This window comes from Shewanella atlantica (assembly GCF_003966265.1).
Lineage (GTDB): Bacteria > Pseudomonadota > Gammaproteobacteria > Enterobacterales > Shewanellaceae > Shewanella > Shewanella atlantica.
Genome location: NZ_RXNV01000002.1, coordinates 509071 through 529907, shown reverse-complemented (window position 1 = coordinate 529907; position 20837 = coordinate 509071). Strand labels below are relative to the sequence as shown.

The following is a 20837-nucleotide window of genomic DNA, read 5'->3' as shown; positions in this document are numbered from 1 at the left end:
TTAAATTCCTTCTACCGACTTTATCACCAGAGGTAAACCGGCTATCGCCATCGTGACCTTGTCGACCTGCTTCGCTAAGCTTTGATGTAACCAACCGGATTCATCGACAAATTCACGTGATAATTCACCCAGTGGCACTACGCCTTGACCGACCTCATTGCCGATAAAAATAACCTCTCCGGGAAGTGTATTTAATGCCAGCAGTAAGGCCTGCTTTTCCTGTCTCCAACTACGGTCGCTCAGTTGTATGTTCGACAGCCATAATGTGAGGCAATCTACCAAGATAAGGTTGTCGGTGCGGCTCTCATCAATCAGGGTTTGGGTCAGATCCAAAGATGTTTCAACCAAGTTCCATTCCTGAGGTCGATGACTCTTATGGTGAGCTATACGCTTAGCCATGGACCCGTCGGTGATCTCAGCGGTTGCAACCACGATGACCTCACCCTGTGTGCCCGCCTGCCAAGCCGCTGCGTATTCCTGTGCCAGACGACTCTTACCCGAACGTGCACCGCCAATGATTAATTGCTTCATCTATCTATGCCCCTGTTTACGCTTAACCAATAATCCGATGAAAAACACACTACCTAACATGGCGGTCATCACCCCGACAGGCAGTTCCTGCGATGGCAGCAACAGTCTGGCTAACAGATCCACCCACACCATGAGTACGCCACCCAGCAGAGCCGTGGCAATGAGTGAGCTTGAACTGGCCGAACCGATCAGCATGCGCACGATATGCGGCACCATAAGCCCCACAAATCCAATACCACCGCACGCTGAGACTAATGATGAGGTCATCAGAGCGGTGAGAATTAACATGCCTAAACGCAGGGGGAGAACTGCCACGCCCTGGGTGTGGGCGCTTTCATCGCCGGCCATCAGCGCCTGCAGTGGGCGCTGAAATTGATAAATGATAAGGGTCGCCGTCATCACTATGATGGCGGGGACCATAAGTGTGCTCCAGGTGGCACGACTGAAACTGCCAAGAGACCAAAACAGCACTGCCTGCATGGCCTGGGGATCACCGAAGTACAAAATAAGGTTGGCAATGGAGGAGAGCAGGAAGGAGATAGCGACACCCGACAGCACTAAGGTTTCAACCTGACCGTCTCTTGCCATCACAACCACTACCGCGACGGCAATCAGGGATCCTAAAAATGCGCTGGCGGGGAGGGGAAGGATGGTTAACCCACCCGTAAGTGCCAAAATCGCCCCAAGTGAGGCTCCGGCTGATATCCCGAACAGGTAGGGATCGGCCAGTGGGTTTCTGGTCACGCTTTGAAGTACAGAGCCCGACACGGCCAGGCCTGCGCCACACACCATAGCCATCAAGGCTCGTGGCATTCTGAGTTCGATGATGATGCGATCTGCCAGTGACGTGGTAGATTCAGCCTGGAGCAGGGCAGTGATACTGCGGCCTATGGCGCCAATCACTTCGGTCATGCTGATGTCGGCGGTTCCGAGCACAATGGCAATCAAGGGCGATATCACAGACAGGGGGATCAAGAGTGCCAGTAACAGGGTAGGATTAAACAGCCGCATGGCGTACCCCGTCAAAGTGGTAGGTGACTCTGGGATGAGTGCCTTTAGGGTGTCTGTCCACTTCGGTTTTTATACCGTAAATATTTTCGATACTGGCAGGGGTTAACACCTGTGCAGGCGAGCCGCTCTTGATAAGCTTTCCCTCTCTGAGCAGAAGGAGTTTGTCGCAAAACGCACTGGCAAGGTTAAGATCATGGATGCTGGCTACGACTGTGATATCCAGGCTTTTTATCAGCTTTAAAATGTCTACCTGATAACCTACATCGAGATGGTTGGTTGGCTCATCGAGCAACAATATCTCAGGTTTTTGCAGCAGTGCTCTGGCGATCAGCAGTCTTTGTTGTTCACCGCCGGAAAGAGACTCAAATACCTGCTCGGCCTTATCGGTCAGGCTCACAAGTGATAAGACGCGATCAATTTCAAATTTTTCGGCGCAGTGGTCGATCCGCTGCCACCATTTTTGCTGGTTGATTAAACCGGTCGCCAGTAACTGCCTTGCAGTCATGGAGAACCCGACTGGCGTATGTTGCAGTACGACAGCGACTTTCGAGGCGAACTCGCGGTGTGAAATGGAGGATATTTTGCGGTTGTTAAGCAAAACATTGCCGCTATCCGGGCTCATGTACTTATACATGCACCGCAACAAGGAGGACTTTCCGACACCATTGGGACCCAAGATGCCGACAAAATCGCCTCTTTCGATGGTGAAGCTTAAGTCGTCGAGCACCTTTTTAGATGAGGTCGCCCAACTTAAATGATTAACTTCCATGTGAGAGTTTGATTCTACTATTGTTGGCATTACTGAGAGTTCCAATGTTGCGCCGGCAGTGCCGGCGCAATTTACTTCTATTTATGGTTAGAAAGCCTGATAGCTCACGCTCAAGAACACTTGGCGGCCAGGGCTGAAGTAGTTTCGGTCTGAGATGATCTCTTCATCGAGCAGGTTATTTGCCTTAACGCGAAGCTGCCAGGCCTCGGTCAGCTTATAACCGACACTCAGATCGACCTGATGATAGGCATCGAGGAAGTCGGTAACGCCGTCATAGTTATAATCACCGGCGTTACGCTCGCCTTGATAGTGATAGTTGACCAGCACGTCGAACTGAGACCAGGCGTAGCTGAGTGCATAATCAAATTCATGTTCACTGCGTCCCACTAACTGCTCGTCACTTTCCCCGTCAATAGCATCGACGTAGCTGTAACCCAGTTGGTGTTCAATATCCCAGGTGCTGTAGTTGAGGGAGAGTTCGATTCCGGTGATCTCGGCATCTTTGATATTGGCAGGCTTCCAGATATCGTAACCATAATCATCTTTCTCGCCGGTAGGCGCCCACTGGATCAGGTTATCAATCTTGTTTTGGTAGATACTCAAGTAACCACGCAGGTAATCGCCGCTATAGCTTATGGTAAGGTCCAGGTTTTCAGATGTTTCCGACACCAGATCCGGGTTACCGGAACCTGGCCAGTAGAGGTCATTGAAACTCGGTGCTTTGAAGCCTGTTCCTGAACTGGCAGTCACACGCCATTGCTCATTGAATTGATAGGCCAGGCTTGCGTTGTAGGAAGTTTCGCTATCGATATTCTCGACATCGTCGTAGCGAATGACACCTTCCATCAATAGCTTACCCAATTGGTAACGGGCCAGCCCATAGACACCAAGTAGATCGCGCTCGTCGACGGCATAGTCTCCCTCGATCGATTCCTTTGACCAGTCGACGCCGCCAATGAAGGTCAGGTCATCGGTTGCCGTGTAACGGTTACTCCAGTTGAGTTGATCGCGGGTCGTTTCATATAGAGAGGTGCCCAGGCTTGGGGTGTCGGCGCGGAAGTTTTCGTTCTTATCCCGTGACTGACCTAATGCCAACTTGCTGGTTAACGTTTCTGTTTGATATTGAGCGGCGATGTTCACCAGATAGTTATCATAGTCGGCCTCATTAGCACCGGGCCCGTAATAACCCATATTGTCATATTCGTAGTTACCACTCTCCAGTTGACCGGCCCAGGTGAGCTGCCATTGCTCATTCAGGTTTTGCTGACCGTTAATGCTCATTCCGAGACGGTCGTAACCATCTTCGTCATCTTCTGCATCATTTTTAATGTCATAACCATCACTCTGTTCATGGTTAACGGCAATGCTGGTATGCCCGTCACCATGGCTTACACCCGCACCAGCACTGGCGCGCATATAGTTATCACTGCCATATTCTGCAGAGGCAAACCATTCACCGCCCTCTAATTTTCGGGTGAAAATCTGAATCACACCACCGATGGCATCGCTGCCCCATATTGCGGCTCGGGGGCCTTTTACCACCTCGATGCGCTCGATATTTTCCGGGGTTAGGGCGTTAAAACTTACTGCACCTAAGGTGGCCGAGCCAATGCGTACACCATCGACCAGCACCAATACATGGCTGGAATCAGTGCCGCGCATGCTTATCGATGCCGACTGACCTGCGCCGCCATTACGGATAACACTAACGCCGGGCAAGGTTTCCAATAGATCAACCACAGATTTAGGGCTGAGCCTGGTTATCTCTTCTCTTTCGATGGTGTTGATAACGGTGAGTTGTTGATCGGGCGTGCTGTCGAATCGGTCACCGGTGACCGTTAATGTCTCAATCACCGGATTGGCAGGTACGGCCGCTGCAGCGGTAAATGTTTGGCATATAGCGATTGTTAATACAGAAAGTCGCAGTTTAAAACTCATGATTAGCCTTTAATTATTTGAGTTTGAAATTTGCGGGAAAATGCGTCGTGGTTGAGTCGTTTATAGCGACTCGTCCTTAATGACGAATAGAAAACAGAGGTGCGTAATAGTCGGTTATGGGTAAACCCTGACACCTGCATCATCTACTTGCTCAAGAAACCCGCTTGAGTCAATAGTTCTTCAGGGTCGGTTTCCTGGCTCACAGCATCTAGAAACATTCCTTCCCGGTTTTACCAGTGGTCATAATGTTTCGCTCTGTTTACAGTTGCAGGTACAGCCGTGGAGTCTCACCACGTTCCCGATTAAGTTAAATCACGCCCTTTAGTCGATGCGAATATAGCGATAATGTCATAGCTTGAATATGCCAAAGATCACACACAAAGTTTAAAATGAAAAAGACTGTTACTTCTTACAGTCTTTTTTATTCAGATTTGACGTATAGTGTTTAATAGGGTTCTTTCAGTCTATTTATCAACACCTTACGCTTTGCGTGATTTTCCTGTTTTGTCGATGTTAACCTTCAGAATGAGTTTAAATATATATATGGGCAAGCCCTAGCATTTTTGCTTTCTCTGAATGTGGCCAAAAAATAAACAATATATTGTGACCGGGTATATTAACTGTGTTTGTCGATTTCATAAAAAATGCCGCTCTGATGTAGAGCGGCATTTTTGTACTGAGCCCGAGAGTCTGGATCACTTCTTATCCTGGAACATGCAACTTTTCCAGGTACAGCTCACCAGATGGATACGAACCGGGATTAGTCATCCTTACTGCTTATTTTTGCATTTATCCTCTTCAGCGCAAGAGCAGTTTCCACCACAGCCTCGCTTTTCAATATAAGGTCCAAATTCCGGATGACGTTTAGCAAATTGACGTGCCATGTGCTGCACTGCTACCCAGGCAAATAAGACCAGCATAATAGTGATACTGGCTATCAGAAAATCAACCATGACCACTTCCCAGTCCGGCGAAGCCCATGAAGGCAAGGGATAATAAGCCTGCTAACATCAAGCTCATGGTTGCACCTTGACTCACGGTGGGAACTCTGGCTAATTCAAGTTTCTCACGCAGACCGGCCATCAGCAGCAGGGCGAGGGTGAAACCAACACCGGCTCCAAGGCTGAATGCAAGGCACTGAAGAAAGTTGTATTCCCGGAAGGTCTGGAATAATGCTAAACCCAAAATTGCACAATTAGTTGTGATCAATGGCAGAAATATGCCCAGAGCTCTGAAGAGTGTCGGGCTGAATTTCTTGACCACCATCTCTACCAACTGAACCGCCGAGGCGATTACCGCTATATAACAAATCAGGCGCAAGAATTGGATATTAAACTCAATGAGCAACCAGTTGATACTGAAGGCAGAAATTGAACTAACCAACATAACGAACATTGTCGCTAGTCCCATATTGCAGGCCGTTTCTTTTTTTGCCGAGACCCCCAGGAAAGGGCATAGACCCAAGAATAAAGCCAGCACAAAGTTGTTACTCAGAGCAGCATTGATAAAAATAAAGGTTAGGGAATCAGGATCCATGTTCAACTACTCCCGTTACATTCAAATGAGTTTGTTGTTTGCGTTGTTTGATATATTCAAATAATAACAACCAGCTACCCAGCACAAAAAATCCGCCCGGAGGCAAAATCATCACAATCCAGGGCTCAAAACTGGTACTAAATACCTGAAAACCGAGAATTGTTCCTGCACCTAATAGTTCACGGGTCACTCCAAGACAGAGTAAAGCTATGGTAAAACCTACGCCCATTCCCAAGGCATTAATAATTGCGGTACTCACCTTCTGCTTCGAGGCATAGGCTTCAGCTCTGCCCAAAATCACACAGTTAACAACGATCAACTGGATGAAGGCCCCCAGAGCATTATATAAATCCAGACTGATGGACTGGATCAAATAATCCACCATGGTAACGAAGGTTGCGATAATAATAATATATGAAGCGATTCGTACCTGTTTCGGGATCAGCTTGCGTAGCAGAGAAACCAGCGTGCTTGAGGCAACGAGGACAAATAATGTCGCCAGCCCCATCGCAATAGCATTCATTGTGGTATTAGTCACAGCTAATACCGGGCAAAGCCCGAGCAGCATTACGAATACGGGATTCTCTTTCCAAAGCCCTCGAGTGAAGGTATCTAAGGTGATAGTTTCTTCTTGATTGGTTAGTGTCGTCATACTTTCACTCACTCAATTATTCTTTTGTTTCAGGAGTTGCTTCAGGATTTGTTTCAGAAGTTTTTCCAGGCTCTTTTTCAGGATGTTTTAGCTCATTCAAATGTTTATTGATCAATGGGATCACCTTTTGACCGCTCTGATTAATCATTTTACCAATCGCATTCGATGATATTGTTGCTCCCGAGATAGCATCAATTTGCCACGGTTCGGTTTTGGCACCGTGTTTTACCGTGACTATCTCATTTTGAAGCCCCCCCAGATTGACATTCAGTTGGGCATCGAGGGCTATAAAGTTTTCCAGAAAATCAGCATCAAAAGCTATCTTATCGCCCAATCCTGGAGTCTCGGCCATCTTAAGGACTTTAATGCCCGTTACACATTGGCAGGAGGGGTCATATCCATAGAGAATACGGATAACATCTTGATAGCCTGTTGCTGCTGCTTCCAGTGCTACTCCTCGAAGTTCATCTTTATCATCGTAGGCTGCGTAGATTTTTTCGCCTGAAAACGACGGAGATTGTTGACCCGCATCGAATAAAACAAGCCCCTCATCTCCCAGAAAATAATCTCTCTTAGCGCTGACATCAGACAGAACAACGGATATAGCCTTTTCAATCGCAAGACGCTTATTTTCAGCAATAATGGGTTTGGTTACCTGGTAAACCAGTACTACCAAAAATCCAGATAACATAGCGATACCCGCCAAAGTTTGGATCATCGCAAAACTGGGTGTCTGCGGTTGTAGCTGTTTCGATTGTGGCATTACTGGCTGTACCAGGGTCATATCTGAATGATTCATGATCCCTCCCTTTTTTTACGTTGACCATAGTGCCGGGGCTGGGTGACCGATGAGATCATCGGTGACATGGCGTTGGCCACTAAAATCGCATACATAACACCTTCCGTCAGACCGCCAAACAAACGAATCATGACGGTTAAAAAACCAATAACCGCCCCATAAAGCCAGACACCTTTAGCGGTCATCGGCGACCCCACCATATCCGTAGCCATAAAAACAGCGCCGAGCATTAACCCGCCTGAAAGCAACATAAACTGTGGGCTTGGATAATGTTCCGGGTCCATTAGATAAAAAGGTAAGGTCGTCAGGGCGGCAGCAATGAAAACGCCGGCAGAAATTCGCCAATCCATCATCTTGCGAACGGCTAAATAGAGGCCACATAAAAGTATGAGCACTGCCGATGTTTCGCCCGCTGAGCCTGCAACATAACCCAGTAGCAAATCTATACTGTCGGTATGAACTTGCTCAAACTTATGAAGCGCCAGCGGCGTAGCGCCGGTAAATCCGTCAATAGCACGCTCCCTGACCCAATCAGTTATATCCACGGGGCTCATAAAAGGCATCGCCAGGCTGGATGGAATAAATTCCATAAAACGACCCGGAGCAAGAGCCGGTGTCCAAGTGGTGATGGCTACGGGGAATGCCGCCTGCACAAAAGCTCGACCGACAAGCGCAGGATTCATAACGTTATACCCCAGACCACCAAATAATGATTTTCCCAATGCGATTGCCATAAAGCCCGCGACTGCTCCCATCCAGAGGGGAAAACCGGGTGGCAATGTCAGGGCTATAAGCAGTCCGGTAATGACGACACTGAAATCAGTCACAGTATTTCGCTTGTTTGAGAGGTGGCAAAATAGCGTTTCAGTTAGTAAACAGGTGAGGGTAGTCACCAGGGTTAATGTAAGAGCACTGATACCGAATTGATAAACAGACCATGCACAGACAGGCAGCAGGGCATACACGACATTGCGCATGATCTGATCGACTGTGATCATTTTCTTTAGATGTGGAGAAGTATGTAGCTCTACAGGCTTAGCTAACAGGCTCATAATTGTTTCACTTTAATTTTTCGGTTTATCGCTTTGGCGATCCTGAAATATTGCGTTAATGGAATATTTGACGGGCAAACGTAACTGCAGCATCCACATTCAAAACAATCGTTAAGGTGGTAAGCACTTTCCATCTTCTGATAGTCACGAACCATTGCCAGTTGCCCCAACATAGAAGGGTTTAAATAGAGTGGACAGGCCGAGAGACAGGCTCCGCATTTAATACATGGGAACACCTGAGGCGTTTCACTTTTGGCTTCCGGTGCCTCCAGCACTACAATTCCGGATACCCCCTTGGTGATGGCTACATCAAGCGAAGCTGTCGTCATGCCCATCATAGGGCCACCCATAATGATCTTCGAAAAATCATCTTTCAAACCCACTTGTTCCAGCACAAATCTCAACGGCGTGCCGATAGGGACAAGATAATTTCCTGGCTTATTGACGCCATATCCTGAAACGGTAACTACCCGTTCTATTAAACCTCGACTCTGAGGCAGTAAGTCGCCTAATTGGGCCATGGTGCCAACGTTGTAGACTGCGACACCTATTTCAGCGGGGAGCCCGCCCGATGGCACTTCTTTATTTAGCAGACTATTGATCAGCATCTTCTCTGCACCCTGGGGATATTTTGTTTCTACTAACTCACAACTTATGCTGCCGTCTTTGGGGAGTTTGCTTTGTATCATCGCGAACGCATCGGGTTTATTATCTTCTACGCCAATAATCGCTCGTTTGGCTGTAACTGCCTCCATCACCATCTGTATTCCCAGAATTAACTTATCCGTATATTCCAGCATGATCCGGTGATCACAGGTTAAATAGGGCTCACACTCACACCCATTGATTATTACTGTATCGATGGACACCCCCTCAGGGGGCAATAACTTGACATGACTTGGAAATGCAGCGCCACCAAGGCCAACCATGCCAGAGGCCTGTACTGCCCGAACTAATTCTGCGGGGGACAATTGCCGGATATCGGCAGTACACTCGAACAGTACTTTTTGATCCGAAGCTGTGTAGGTATCAATAATCATTGCCGGCGTTTTAGGGCCCGATGCGGTAGCGACTAAGGTGTCGATAGACTTTACGACGCCGGTTACTGGCGAATGCATGGGGACCGAGACAAATCCTCCTGGTTCGGCGATGGGTTCGCCGCGAACCACCTCCTGACCAACGCTGACAATTGCTTTCGCGGGGGCACCCAAGTGTTGTGCTAAAGGCACAATCATCTGCTTGGCAAAGGGGAGCCGGCGGATAGCTAGCTCAGCCGTCGCTTCCTTATGAGCAATAGGGTGGATCCCGTGGCCAAAAGTCTTCCTGGTTGAAAAACGTTCCAATAGAGTCATTATAATCTCCGGCTTTACTGAAACTTTTCTGATCGTTTGATCAGCTTGTCAAGATTTCGCTCTGCGCTATTCCATGGCGTACCGGGATGAATCGCTTGTGCAGTGCACTTCTCTGCAGATTTGACTATATCCTCAAATGTACCGCCCTGCCGATTCATCACAACTGCCAGTTTGTCATCGTTATACTGGAATATTCCCGGTGCCAGATTGATACATTCATCGCAAGCGGTACACTCAGGAGTCTCAATCCATACCGGTTCGTAATCAAGAGGGGCTGCAGTGGATGTCTCGGCTACTACAGCTGTAACACCGGCTGTTAGCGATGAGTCCGGCGCTGTAACATTACCGCAGGACATAGCTAACAAATTGGCTGCCAGAGATTGTGCCATTTCGGCTCGAGCTTGATCGGCGACGGCTTTAGCATCGACTTTAGACTTAACATCTTCACCGGCAATTGAACGCAATTGGTGCCAGAACTGACGTCGCTCTTCACAGGAAAGAACCATTGGCTGAGCAACAAGGATACGGGTTAAATGATTCCTGGCATCTACTCCCCAGATGTAAGGAAATTTACCTTGTCGTTCATCCTCATCCAAATCCAGAAATAGATGCAACTGAACCATGTCGTCATTCCATGTTTCAGGAGGGGCTTGACGAAATTGCTTGCGAAATCGTCCCTCAGTCACGGCAAAATCAGCAAAGGTCAGAGGTACTTCCAGCCGACCCGCTTTACCCTCATCATCTATATAGTCAATTTGATACGTTAGCCAATCGTCATTGACTGCAGGGTTGCCTTTAATGCTACAACACTCTTCAAAAGTCGTTCCTGCATCGGGATCAAATTTGAACAAAGGATACGCTCGGGAGTCCATCGCAAGTTTGGCTTGAGATGTAGAGGCATCATCGGCAACACCATGCTCCGGCTGACAAGTAGTATAGATATTAAATATTGCCGGTCTTCGACTGTTAAGGCCTTCAATAAAACCTTCGATCATGTGGGTTTCCGTAGCGGCTGAACTTTGCAGAACGTAAGAGGTACGGTGAGCGGCGGCAATCAGACTCATCTCTTTACGGGTCTCTGTTTTTCCTTTCGCAGCCTTGCCATAAGGTGACATATCCGCAACCTGGCCCACAAAAGTCGAGGTACAGGCCTGACCTCCGGTATTGGAGTAAACCTGAGTATCAAGCACCATGACTTTCACCGGCACACCGGACATCATTTGACGGGATAAATTCTGGAAACCAATGTCATACATGGCACCATCACCACCGACAGCAACGACCGGCGGGCATAGAAGGAACTCTTCATCAGTAAATTGCTTCCAATTGAAGCGCTTGAAGAAGTCATCATGAACATCAATAGTATATTTTCCAGCGAGTTCCAACTCTGCAATACGAATTGTTTTAAAACCATCGCTCATCTTGCGCATATGCCCTTCAAATATACCCATGGCAACCGAAGGGGAGTCCTGGAATAGATGACTTGTCCAGGGGAAAGGGTAGGGGTTATACGGGAATGTAGCACCCCAGACAGAGGTGCAACCCGTAGAGTTGATAATCCCCATCTCGGCACGCCCCTTGCTCGTAGTGCCTTCCTCATACTGCCATTTTAAATAACGCAATTTTTCAATCAGTTGAGTGACCCAACGCAACCATACGGGATCAATGGGATGAGATATTTTTCCTTGCTCAAGACTGGCTGTGAGGCAGGAAAGGGTGAGATCTCTATCCTGATTATCTTGAGTTGCTGTTTCGATAGCCATCTGATCGCTCAGATCGATATTGTCGGCAAGTTTGAGTCTGACATGTTGTTCTAATTGTTCTGCCAGTTTATTTAATTTCTCTATCTGAGCCTTAACCCTTGGTTGCATCAAGGCGGTCGCAGTTCCGGTAAATATATGAAGGGCGGTCTTTTCACCACAACCCAGACAAGCACCGTCACCACAGCTCATTGCTGCATAGTTACGTTTGTCCAGGAGTAATGTCTGTAGCGCGCCTATTTTTTCATCCAGATCATCAATACGGCTAAATTCCTGTGAGGTTGATGGCAAGTCTAACCAGAATGCCCACTCGTCACGTAATGTTTCAATAGCGGCTTTATTTTGGGCAACTGGAACCAAAGCCTTGTCTTTACATACCTCAACGCATTCCATACAACCTTTGCAGGTATAAGGGTTTACGGTGATTGAGAATAAACCACCACTGTTTTTAGTCTTCTTCTCATTATTGAGGAAATATGGCTTGGTGATAGCGAATTTAAAATCACCTAACGCTTCTACAAATAAAGCAAATTCCCGTTCAAGATTATCTCTGAACTTACCTTCAAGAGCGGAATCTTTTAAATGTTCAAGTACCGCCAGATCAATCATTTTTCTGACATCTGCTGCTTCACCGGCTTCATTCAGTATTTTTCGCAAACGCTTTTCAACATTGCGTGTCTCGCGTCGTAGATACAGTGTCGGAATACCAGATTTTTCAATGTTGTTGATAACGGTATCGAATATTTCCGAGACTGAGTTGACCAATCCGGGAATTGCAGCGTCGGGACAAGTCGTATAACAATCACCACAGGCGGTACAGTTTTCCGGTCTCCATTGCGGGTATTCGAAGCGAATATTGGTCATATCACGATAGATCCCAGTCGCCGCCGGAAAAACACTTAAACCGATAAAGGGGTCGACCAGATTTTCATCACCCTGGCCTCTAGCGTAAAAACTCGCCGTTTTTTCCCAAAATGCATGCACATCAGCCAAGCCTCCATCACCAACAGGCGTATGTTTGAGCATGATGGGGATCCCTGCCTCTTTGCGAGCCACTGCCGCCAGATTCACGCCCGCTGCTTTATTGGTGATCTCGATTAGCTCATCGAAGCCGCGGCGTACAACACGCAAGTTATCTTCAACAACGGCACTGCCTTTGCCACCAAACTTGTCTTTCAATTGCCCCTCAATTGCTTTGAACAGACCTTTTTCATCGAGGCTGGAACGCTCCATCAAAGGCGATGCTGCAAAGAAGGCCCCCTGAAAAGCATTACCTTGCATCCTGAACTGTAACTCGGGGTTTGATGCTTCTTCTCTGGCGATTTTAAATCCATCGACAAAGAAAACCCGGATCTCATTATCAATGATGAATTTCTGACTCTTGAAAGGAATGGTGGCCCACACTTCATCGGCATCGGCAAGATCTGACTGAATAACAAACGAGCCACCTTTCTTTAAACCGGAAAGAGGGTCTGAGTGACCAAATACATTGGGATCGGGAGACAACACAAGATCAACATAATGGTATTCACAGTTGATCCTGATTGGTTCGGGTGCAGCAGAGAGAAAATAGGTTGTAGGCTGACCTTTTTTCTCGGAACCATATTTGGGATTAGCTTTAATATCATAGCCCAGTAGATCATAAAGGGTCATCACCAGATTCTTGCCTGTAGTGATCGCCCCCCAGCCACCTACCGAGTGCATACGTACGGTAATACTATTTTCTGGCAACAGATTGGGATTTTCACTCCCGCGGACGGCCATATTTTTAATCTGGGGATAATCATCAAGCAATTTTTGCATGTGAATTTCTTGCTTGGGATTGGCTGGCTCATCACGTACAAAATCAACAGACAGATAAAAGAATTTTTTTTGTGCTCCCTCGGGCAGCATATTTTCAATTGCCCCTATGATACCTTCGGGTTGCAAATCGCGGCTACCCAGCCCGTAACAGCCGGAAAATAATGGCGGAGCATCGCTACGTTTTTGGTAACTGGCATAGGTCTCAAAGGGTTTGTTTTTTGATGCAACGCCATTTTCCATGCATTTTGTAATTGCAGCGCGGATTTCACGCATAATTGGCAGATCTTCGGCTAATGGCTGATCTGTCCGTTCGAGAACAACCACACCTTTTTTCCCCTTCAGTGCAGATCCGATCATATCTCCGGGGAAAGGGCGAAACATAGTTAAATTCAAAACACCGACTTTAAGACCACGCGTTTCCTGTAAATAGTCAGCAATGGCTTCAGACTGTCCGATCAATGATCCCATTCCAATGATGAGGTAATCCGCTTCATCCACCTTATACAAACCCACTCTTTTATAATGGCGACCGGTTAATTGATAGTACTCATCGGCAGATTGCTCAAAGAGCTCGACAATATGGTCGAAGAAATACGGGCGTTGTGCGGCTACGGCCTGCATATAGGCATCCTGATTTTGAACAGGACCGGACACCATAGGGTTATCGACATCCCAGACCTCTGGTACGCGACGACGCTTGTTACCATAAGTCATACGTTGCGCAGGTGTTGGGCAATCAATAATATCATCGGCGAGACCACAATATTCTGCAATCAGTTCACGTTCAGGAATATTCACTGATTCAATAAGATGCGTTGTCAGGAAACCATCCTGGCCAACCGCTGCAGGCGTTAAACTTAGCTCAGCCGTTTTTCGGCAGATCAGATTTAGATCGGCAGCGGCTTGTGCATCTTTTCCCATCACCTGAAAAAAACCTGTGTCATCGATACAGTGGTAATCATCGTGGGCGCAATGCACATTCAATGAAGCCTTGGTTATTGCCCGACAACCAACATTGAGTAGATAAGGAAGACGTTTCCCCACCGCGGCATAGAGAGACTCATGCATAAATGCCACTCCCTGAGCAGAGGAAAAGTTGGTAGCACGAAGCCCACTCATCGACATACCTGCAGTTACGGCCGCGGCTGCATGCTCTGATTCCGGTTCTACAAAAATCAGTTCTCTGTCAGCAATATTGAGATGGCCTTTGGCAACTTCTTCTGCCCAATATTCGCCCATCTGAGTGGAGGGGGTAATAGGGTAGGCACCGGCAGCATCTGAAGCCTCTCTCTCACACATAATAACTGCAGTGTTGCCATCCATTGCCATGCGAATACCAGGGTATTTAAACGTCTTCTTACTCTCTTTACCGGACATCTGATCAACCCTCTGTGTTAATGCATCTTGAAGTAGTTTGTGGATATCTAAGCGAGCAATCCTACCCTATGGGGAGGGGCTTCTTTCGAATAGTTGGTTTACAGGCTTTGCCAGTTCTATAGCCGCCTCGATTATCAAGCCAGACGATAGCCCCCGTAGGGCAATGCTCCACCGCAATGGGAGAGGCAAGGCTGTTTTTGTCATAGTTAATTACCGCCAGGTGATTTCCCAAGGTAATGAGCCCTTCTGGCGAATCGACTACGCAGCGTTCACAGGCGGTACAAACCAGCTCACATTCAGTCTTTGGCTCGTCACCTTTTTCAAGATTTTTACAGGCCACAAAGAGTCGATGTTCGATGGAGTGCAGTTTAAATAAATCTTTAGGACAGACATCGACACAGTTGCCACACGCTGTACACTTCCCTTCATCGACAATAGGTAATCCATGTTTGTCTATGGTGATGGCATTAAAATCACAGACGACTGCACAGTCACCCATCCCCAGGCACCCCCAGGCACATCCTTTCCCGCCACCAGAAACCAGAGCAGCACCCCGGCAGCTATTGAGACCTGAATAACTTGCCCGGATGAGTGCAACATGCTTGCCTCCTGCACAAGCAAGTCTTGCAACTTTTTTATTCGTCTCACCTGCATCTACACCAAGATAATCAGCAATAATCCTGACAGACTCCTCGGTATTCACTGTGCACCGGGATGGCTCGAAAGTTCCGTTAATCAAGCCTTCTGCAAATGGGCGACATCCGGGAGAACCGCAGGCCCCACAATTGGCAGCAGGCAATAATTCTTCGATATCATCGATTCGGGGATCTTCGTGAACATAAAGCCGTTTATTTGCTAACACCAATATGCCAGCCAATATCAAGCCCAGGCCAGCCATAAACGCTATGGCAATTAAGTTACTAGTCAATTCACCCATTGTTTGGTTACTCCAATTTAGTCACTGCAGCTCTTCATCTGTTTTTCGCAACTAATCCAGCCTCGCATTCTTGTTGTTAGTTCATTGATATTCTCTGTAGGTACCGGTCGACCACTTCAGTTGGTATACCTATTTAGTAGTAGGTTAGCAGATTTGGTTTAACAATTTTACAACGAAAATTTTACAGTGTGAATTTTACAAAAAAGCAAAAGTAGAAAGTCCAATTGCGACAAAAAGAAGAAGTCTTTGCACACAGTTCGCCTGTGTGAGTCTGAAGTGCTAGATTGGCGATTGAGGAGAGGGACTAATGTATGCTAGTTGGCTGTGCGCTATGGTGCTGATTTTCCGGGTGTTCTAATCCAATATTTGTGGCGCAGTTCACCAACGTGGTATTGGCTATATTACTTATCAGTTTAATTATCAGTTTACTTATTTCATAAAAAATGCCGCTCTGATGTAGAGCGGCATTTTAGTGTTAAGCCATTAACCTTGTTTGGATGGTTATTCGGTCAAGGTTACTTGATTAGCTCTGGCTCCATTCCATGATCTGCTTCATGGTGTGCACGAGACTTACTACCAAACAGCTTTTTAATGTCTTCGATAGCCAGATACAAGCATGGGATCAGCATCAAGGTCACAACCGTCGCAAACAGAACTCCGAAGGCGAGTGAGGTTGCCATTGGGATCACCATTTTGGCCTGCATGCTGGTCTCAGTCATGATTGGCATCAAACCGATAAAGGTGGTCAGAGAGGTCAACATGATGGCTCTGAATCGTCGACAACCCGCTTCCAGAACCGCTATTTTCATCGCTATGCCGGATTCTCTGGACTTGTTGATGTAATCGACCATAACCAGGGAGTCATTCACCACCACACCCGCCGCCGCAATTATACCGAACAGCGACAGGGCACTGAGATCTATGCCCATTATCATATGGCCCAGCACTGAGCCAATCACACCAAATGGGATCACGGCCATGATCATAAGAGGTTGCGAATAAGATTTAAGCGGTATCGCCAGTAAGCTGTAGATGATCAACATGGATATGATGAAGTCTCGTAACTGAGTCTTAGCGCTGTCCATCTGCTCCTGAATATTGCCCGACACTTCACTCTTCACTCTCGGGTACTTTTTCAACAACTGAGGCATAAAGTTATCACGGATATCCTGAGCCAACTTGAATGGCTCGGCTTGATCGGCATCTACAGAGCCCCAGACATTAATCGTACGGTTGCCATTTTCACGGCGAATACCATTAACGCCTTGTGTCACTGTGATATTTGCGACCTCAGACAGAGGTACCTCGGCGCCCTGAGGCGTCACAATTAATACCTCGGATACCTGAGCGATAGAGTTACGCTGTTCTTCTGGGTAGCGAAGCATCACCTTGATCTCTTCACCGTTTCTTAAGATCCGCTGTGCTTCCAGACCATAGAAACTATTGCCGACCTGTGAGGCGATATTGGCTAAGGTCAGCCCCAGACCATAGGCTTGCGGTTTAAGCTCGAACTGCACCTCTTTAGCGCTGGACTGTCGACTGTCGTTAACATCACCAACACCCTTGAGTGAGTTCAGTTTCGCCTTAAGCTCCTGCGATGCTGCGACGAGTTGCTCTTCATTCTTGCCTTCGAGGCGGAAACTGATATCGCCATCGTCACGACCACCGCCAAACAGGTTGTCCTGCACTTCGAACGACTTCATTCCCGGAATGAGTGGCATGGCTTTGCGCCACATCTCTGCCAGTTCGAATGTGTCGAGTGGCCTTATCTCAGGGTCGACCAATTTGGTCATCACTTTTGCCGAGGTGCGTCCCTCCAGATCGACCTGCATATCTGAGATCATGCCTTGCCCATATTTCTCTTCGAGCTGCTTATCGACGTTATAGATGGCTTTTTCGATGGCTAATGCTGCAGACAGCGTCGCCTTCTCAGAGGCATCCACATTCATATCAAAGGATACACGCGGGAAATCATGGGGGATCTTAGGCTGGCCGATATAACGTATCATGCCACCAGTGTATAATCCGGCGCAGATCAGCACGAAGCTGATGAACAACATGATAACCGTATAGCGATACTCTACAGCCATAGTCAGCGTGGGTCGGTAGATATTTTGGATCAGTTTTTTAAGATTTGAGTCGACCTTGCCCTGAACGAAGTTAACCCCGTTACGTAGCCAATCTATCGGGTTTTTAGACCCGGGTTTGACTATGGTCTTCTTCTTCATACGCGCCAGGTGGGCAGGTAAGATAAGCTTTGACTCGACCAAGGAAAAGAGCAGACACAAAATAACGACATAACCGATAGCCTTACCAAAGGCGGAGGAGGGACCATCCGCCAGCGTCAGGGGTAAAAATGCCGCTATGGTTGTCAGAACGCCGAAGGTGGCGGGCATAGCAACGCGTTTAACCCCGCGGATGACATTATCGAGACTCTGCCCATTTTTATCACACTCTTCATGGGCACTCTCACCCATGACGATGGCATCATCGACCACGATACCCAGTACCAGGATAAAGGCGAACAGGCTGATGACATTGACGGTGACATCTATCATGGCCATTGGCATAAAGAGCAAGGTACCTAAGAAACATACAGGTAGTCCCATCATTACCCAAAATGCGAGACGGACGCGAAGAAACAGTGCCAGCATCAAAAATACCAAGACGGCACCGGTTTTCATGCTGTCTAACATCAAGTCCAGACGGCCCTCAAGGTAGTAGGTCATGTCGACCCAGGTCTCGAGTTTCAGTCCTTCTGGTAATACGTCTTGTTTTTCGGCGACATAGGCTTTCACCACATCGGCGACATCGGTCATGCTCTGATCGTTAGCGGCGCCGATAAAGAAGGTGACTGAGTTTTTGCCGTTAAACTTAGAGTATTGGATCCCCTCCTGAAAACCATCCACGACCGTTGCGATATCCCCCAGCAGTACCGTGGTTCCGTCATCGAGTGTGATTAATGGCAGATTTTCAAATTCGTATCCCACATAGGCCTGATTTTGAACACGCAGGTTAATATAACCATTCTCTGCTCTTATCTGACCCGCCGACATATTACGGGAAAAGCCTCTTACCGCTGCGGCAACGTCGTTAAAATTCAGGCCGTATTCCCGAAGCCTGTCTTTGCTGACCTCGATGGCGATCTCATAGTCCAGCCCGCCGTAAAAGTCGGTAATATTAACCAGTGGAAGTTGCATCAGCTCGTCATGGATCTTTTCACCCAGCTCTTTGAGCTGTCTAGGGGTCATATCACCATACAAGCTCATATAGAGCACTTCCTGACGCAGTTTTATGCGCTCAACCTTAGGGCGCTCCATGTCATCGGGGAAACTGGATATGGAATCGATCTCTGACTTTATCTCATCCAGTACGACTTGAGGGTCGTAAGAGTCTTCAATTCGAAAGTAACCCCTGGCTGAGTTACGATTCGAGTAGGTTATAACGCGTTTTAGTCCCTGGACACTCTCGAGCGCCTCTTCGACTTTTATGGTGATCCCTTCTTCGACCTCCTGTGGTGCGGCTCCAGGGTAGAAAGCGTTAAATTCTACCCAATTTATCTCTACCTGAGGAAAAAACTGCTTACGTATGGTATCGGCAGTCAAGAGACCACCTATTATAATGATGAGCATCAGAAGGTTAGCTGCGACACTATTGCGCGCAAACCAGGAGATGATGCCTCTGTTCGTATCCGGCATCGTTTAGTCCTTCTCTTCCATCGCTAACTGAGTCTCACTCTCTTCAGAATCATCCTCTTGCAGGATCTTATCTTCAGGCAGAGCCAGCTGCATTCCCTCTACCGGATAATCCAGCGCCGAGGTGATGATGTTCATGCCAGCATCAAGCCCTTCAGATATGACGACTTCGGCGCCAAATTGGCGAATGACGTTAACTGGCTTGTAACGCAGCTTCTTCTCGTCGTCCAACACAGCTATCTGACCATTGACAATAAGGTGTCTCGGGACAACTGCGACGTTACCGGCTTCATTCCCGGCAATACTGGCGGTGACATAGGTACCGTATCTGAGTTCATTATTACCAGATTTTAACCCATAAGGGTCAATCACTTCGGCAACCAGATAGGTCATACGGCTGCGGCTGTCGATAACGCCTTCACTACGTACTATGGTGCCTGTCCACTCCTGCTTCTCGCCACCGAGGTCGGCAACCAGACTGACTTTGGCGTCTTTACCTTTTTTGATCAGGTATTGAAGCTCTTTATCTGCAAGTGGAAGGCGCACCTCTGCATTATCTGTGTTTAATACTTTACCCAGTGGGGTGCCCTTACTGACGTAGGAGCCTAAACCGATATTCCTGCTTTCGATAAGCGCATCATAAGGCGCCCTGATCGTTGTGCGTTCGACATTTCGAAGTGCACGTTTAAGACCCGCTTCTGAGGAGTTGAGTTTAGCTATCTCCTGTGCAAGTTGTGGTTTTCGAAGGCTCAGTTCTGTGGGGACGCCATCCTTAATGCGCTTCCACTCCTCTTCGGCGACCTTACCGTAGGCTTTTTCCTGAACCAGCGTCGCTCTGGCTGAAGCCAGATTGGCTTCGGCATCGATAAGGTCGGCGTCATAATCACTGGAGTCAATTTTGGCCAGAACCGTGCCTTTCTTAACAAATCCGCCGCGTACAAAACTCTGTGACAGGAAGACTATCTCTCCATTGACCTGTGAGACGAGTTCAGTTTCATATTTTGCGCTGACTACACCGTAGGAGTTAACCGAGAATGTCATAGGCTTAATCTCGACCTGTTTGACCGCGACCAGTGGAGTATTGTCGACCGCCTCTTTCTCTTCCGGTGGTTTTTTCAGTGCCGAGATTGCAACGAAAGCGCCGATCCCGGCGGAGAGTACGACAATAGGCAAGATAATCTGTTTTTTTGTAGCCACTAACACTTCCTCTTGTTGAAGCCAGTTTTTTTATTATTAAACTTTTGTAAGCACATAGGTTTTTACATCTTAGGTTTTACATCTATCTGCTACAGAATTTGGCGAAAGAATGGTTTTAACCTGAGTATGTTAATTGATCTGTGTCAATGTTACATCTGGATTGTGTAAAAATGTATGTCATCTATATGATTATGGAGGGGAGCGATATATTTTTTAGTAAGGATATGAATAATAAACATTATAAATAACCGATAACAGACAATAGATTTATGTCGCACAGTATCGGTTGTTACAATTTGTGTTGTTGTTTATAAGGCAAAGTGTGAGGACATGAATAGCGGGTTATTGACGGATAGGGTTTACCAAGTGACATATCATGTTTGATAACTTGAAAGCAGGGCTGTAACCTTTCTAAGAAAGAGGGCTCC

14 protein-coding genes and 1 riboswitch are annotated in these 20837 nt (G+C 47.4%); all 14 genes read right to left on the bottom strand.

Annotated elements, in window-relative coordinates:
• On the bottom strand, positions 1-531 hold the full coding sequence (cobU, locus tag EKG39_RS07570) for a bifunctional adenosylcobinamide kinase/adenosylcobinamide-phosphate guanylyltransferase (RefSeq protein WP_126505121.1): 531 nt from the start codon (positions 529-531) through the stop codon (positions 1-3).
• Positions 532-1542: a FecCD family ABC transporter permease gene (locus EKG39_RS07565; protein ID WP_126505120.1), complete on the bottom strand. Its 1011-nt coding sequence runs from the start codon at positions 1540-1542 to the stop codon at positions 532-534. It abuts the gene before it with no gap.
• Positions 1529-2341 carry an ABC transporter ATP-binding protein gene (locus EKG39_RS07560; RefSeq protein WP_126505119.1) on the bottom strand — a complete coding sequence of 271 codons (813 nt, stop codon included), beginning with the start codon at positions 2339-2341 and terminating at the stop codon, positions 1529-1531. The genes EKG39_RS07565 and EKG39_RS07560 overlap by 14 nt, the downstream gene beginning before the upstream one ends.
• A gap of 57 nt (positions 2342-2398) precedes the next feature.
• Complete coding sequence (locus EKG39_RS07555; protein ID WP_126505118.1) at positions 2399-4249, bottom strand: TonB-dependent receptor domain-containing protein; 1851 nt, start codon at positions 4247-4249, stop codon at positions 2399-2401.
• A 167-nt stretch (positions 4250-4416) separates the two neighbouring features.
• Positions 4417-4587: riboswitch (cobalamin riboswitch) on the bottom strand.
• A gap of 432 nt (positions 4588-5019) precedes the next feature.
• Positions 5020-5202, bottom strand: a complete 183-nt coding sequence (locus EKG39_RS07550) for a chemotaxis protein (RefSeq protein ID WP_126505117.1) — start codon at positions 5200-5202, stop codon at positions 5020-5022.
• Positions 5195-5785: an electron transport complex protein RnfA gene (locus EKG39_RS07545; RefSeq protein ID WP_126505116.1), complete on the bottom strand. Its 591-nt coding sequence runs from the start codon at positions 5783-5785 to the stop codon at positions 5195-5197. Before EKG39_RS07545 ends, EKG39_RS07550 begins: the two co-directional genes overlap by 8 nt.
• A complete protein-coding gene (gene rsxE, locus EKG39_RS07540; protein WP_126505115.1) occupies positions 5775-6437 on the bottom strand; it encodes an electron transport complex subunit RsxE in 663 nt (220 codons plus the stop codon). The genes EKG39_RS07545 and rsxE overlap by 11 nt, the downstream gene beginning before the upstream one ends.
• Before the next feature lie 16 nt (positions 6438-6453).
• The gene (locus EKG39_RS07535; RefSeq protein ID WP_221767371.1) at positions 6454-7236 is read right to left on the bottom strand and encodes an RnfABCDGE type electron transport complex subunit G; all 783 of its coding nucleotides are present in this window, start codon (positions 7234-7236) and stop codon (positions 6454-6456) included.
• Positions 7233-8288 carry an RnfABCDGE type electron transport complex subunit D gene (locus EKG39_RS07530; RefSeq protein ID WP_185817547.1) on the bottom strand — a complete coding sequence of 352 codons (1056 nt, stop codon included), beginning with the start codon at positions 8286-8288 and terminating at the stop codon, positions 7233-7235. Before EKG39_RS07530 ends, EKG39_RS07535 begins: the two co-directional genes overlap by 4 nt.
• Positions 8285-9640, bottom strand: coding sequence for an electron transport complex subunit RsxC (gene rsxC, locus EKG39_RS07525; RefSeq protein WP_126505114.1), 1356 nt, complete (start codon positions 9638-9640; stop codon positions 8285-8287). Before rsxC ends, EKG39_RS07530 begins: the two co-directional genes overlap by 4 nt.
• A gap of 14 nt (positions 9641-9654) precedes the next feature.
• Positions 9655-14580 carry a 2-oxoacid:acceptor oxidoreductase family protein gene (locus EKG39_RS07520; RefSeq protein ID WP_126505113.1) on the bottom strand — a complete coding sequence of 1642 codons (4926 nt, stop codon included), beginning with the start codon at positions 14578-14580 and terminating at the stop codon, positions 9655-9657.
• Between the two features lie 61 nt (positions 14581-14641).
• Positions 14642-15517, bottom strand: coding sequence for an RnfABCDGE type electron transport complex subunit B (locus EKG39_RS07515; protein ID WP_221767370.1), 876 nt, complete (start codon positions 15515-15517; stop codon positions 14642-14644).
• A gap of 515 nt (positions 15518-16032) precedes the next feature.
• Positions 16033-19215 carry an efflux RND transporter permease subunit gene (locus EKG39_RS07510; RefSeq protein WP_126505112.1) on the bottom strand — a complete coding sequence of 1061 codons (3183 nt, stop codon included), beginning with the start codon at positions 19213-19215 and terminating at the stop codon, positions 16033-16035.
• Positions 19216-19218: 3 nt separating this feature from the next.
• Positions 19219-20409, bottom strand: coding sequence for an efflux RND transporter periplasmic adaptor subunit (locus EKG39_RS07505; RefSeq protein WP_126505111.1), 1191 nt, complete (start codon positions 20407-20409; stop codon positions 19219-19221).
• Positions 20410-20837: the final 428 nt, after the last annotated feature.

What these genes read in the sequence shown, in the direction of transcription:
- EKG39_RS07515 (WP_221767370.1), bottom strand. Translation starts at nt 15,517, where the DNA reads ATGGGTGAATTGACTAGTAACTTAATTGCCATAGCGTTTATGGCTGGC.
- rsxC (WP_126505114.1), bottom strand. Translation starts at nt 9,640, where the DNA reads ATGACTCTATTGGAACGTTTTTCAACCAGGAAGACTTTTGGCCACGGG.
- rsxE (WP_126505115.1), bottom strand. Translation starts at nt 6,437, where the DNA reads ATGACGACACTAACCAATCAAGAAGAAACTATCACCTTAGATACCTTC.
- EKG39_RS07560 (WP_126505119.1), bottom strand. Translation starts at nt 2,341, where the DNA reads ATGCCAACAATAGTAGAATCAAACTCTCACATGGAAGTTAATCATTTA.
- EKG39_RS07555 (WP_126505118.1), bottom strand. Translation starts at nt 4,249, where the DNA reads ATGAGTTTTAAACTGCGACTTTCTGTATTAACAATCGCTATATGCCAA.
- EKG39_RS07535 (WP_221767371.1), bottom strand. Translation starts at nt 7,236, where the DNA reads ATGAATCATTCAGATATGACCCTGGTACAGCCAGTAATGCCACAATCG.
- EKG39_RS07550 (WP_126505117.1), bottom strand. Translation starts at nt 5,202, where the DNA reads ATGGTTGATTTTCTGATAGCCAGTATCACTATTATGCTGGTCTTATTT.
- EKG39_RS07530 (WP_185817547.1), bottom strand. Translation starts at nt 8,288, where the DNA reads ATGAGCCTGTTAGCTAAGCCTGTAGAGCTACATACTTCTCCACATCTA.
- EKG39_RS07545 (WP_126505116.1), bottom strand. Translation starts at nt 5,785, where the DNA reads ATGGATCCTGATTCCCTAACCTTTATTTTTATCAATGCTGCTCTGAGT.
- cobU (WP_126505121.1), bottom strand. Translation starts at nt 531, where the DNA reads ATGAAGCAATTAATCATTGGCGGTGCACGTTCGGGTAAGAGTCGTCTG.
- EKG39_RS07510 (WP_126505112.1), bottom strand. Translation starts at nt 19,215, where the DNA reads ATGCCGGATACGAACAGAGGCATCATCTCCTGGTTTGCGCGCAATAGT.
- EKG39_RS07520 (WP_126505113.1), bottom strand. Translation starts at nt 14,580, where the DNA reads ATGTCCGGTAAAGAGAGTAAGAAGACGTTTAAATACCCTGGTATTCGC.
- EKG39_RS07565 (WP_126505120.1), bottom strand. Translation starts at nt 1,542, where the DNA reads ATGCGGCTGTTTAATCCTACCCTGTTACTGGCACTCTTGATCCCCCTG.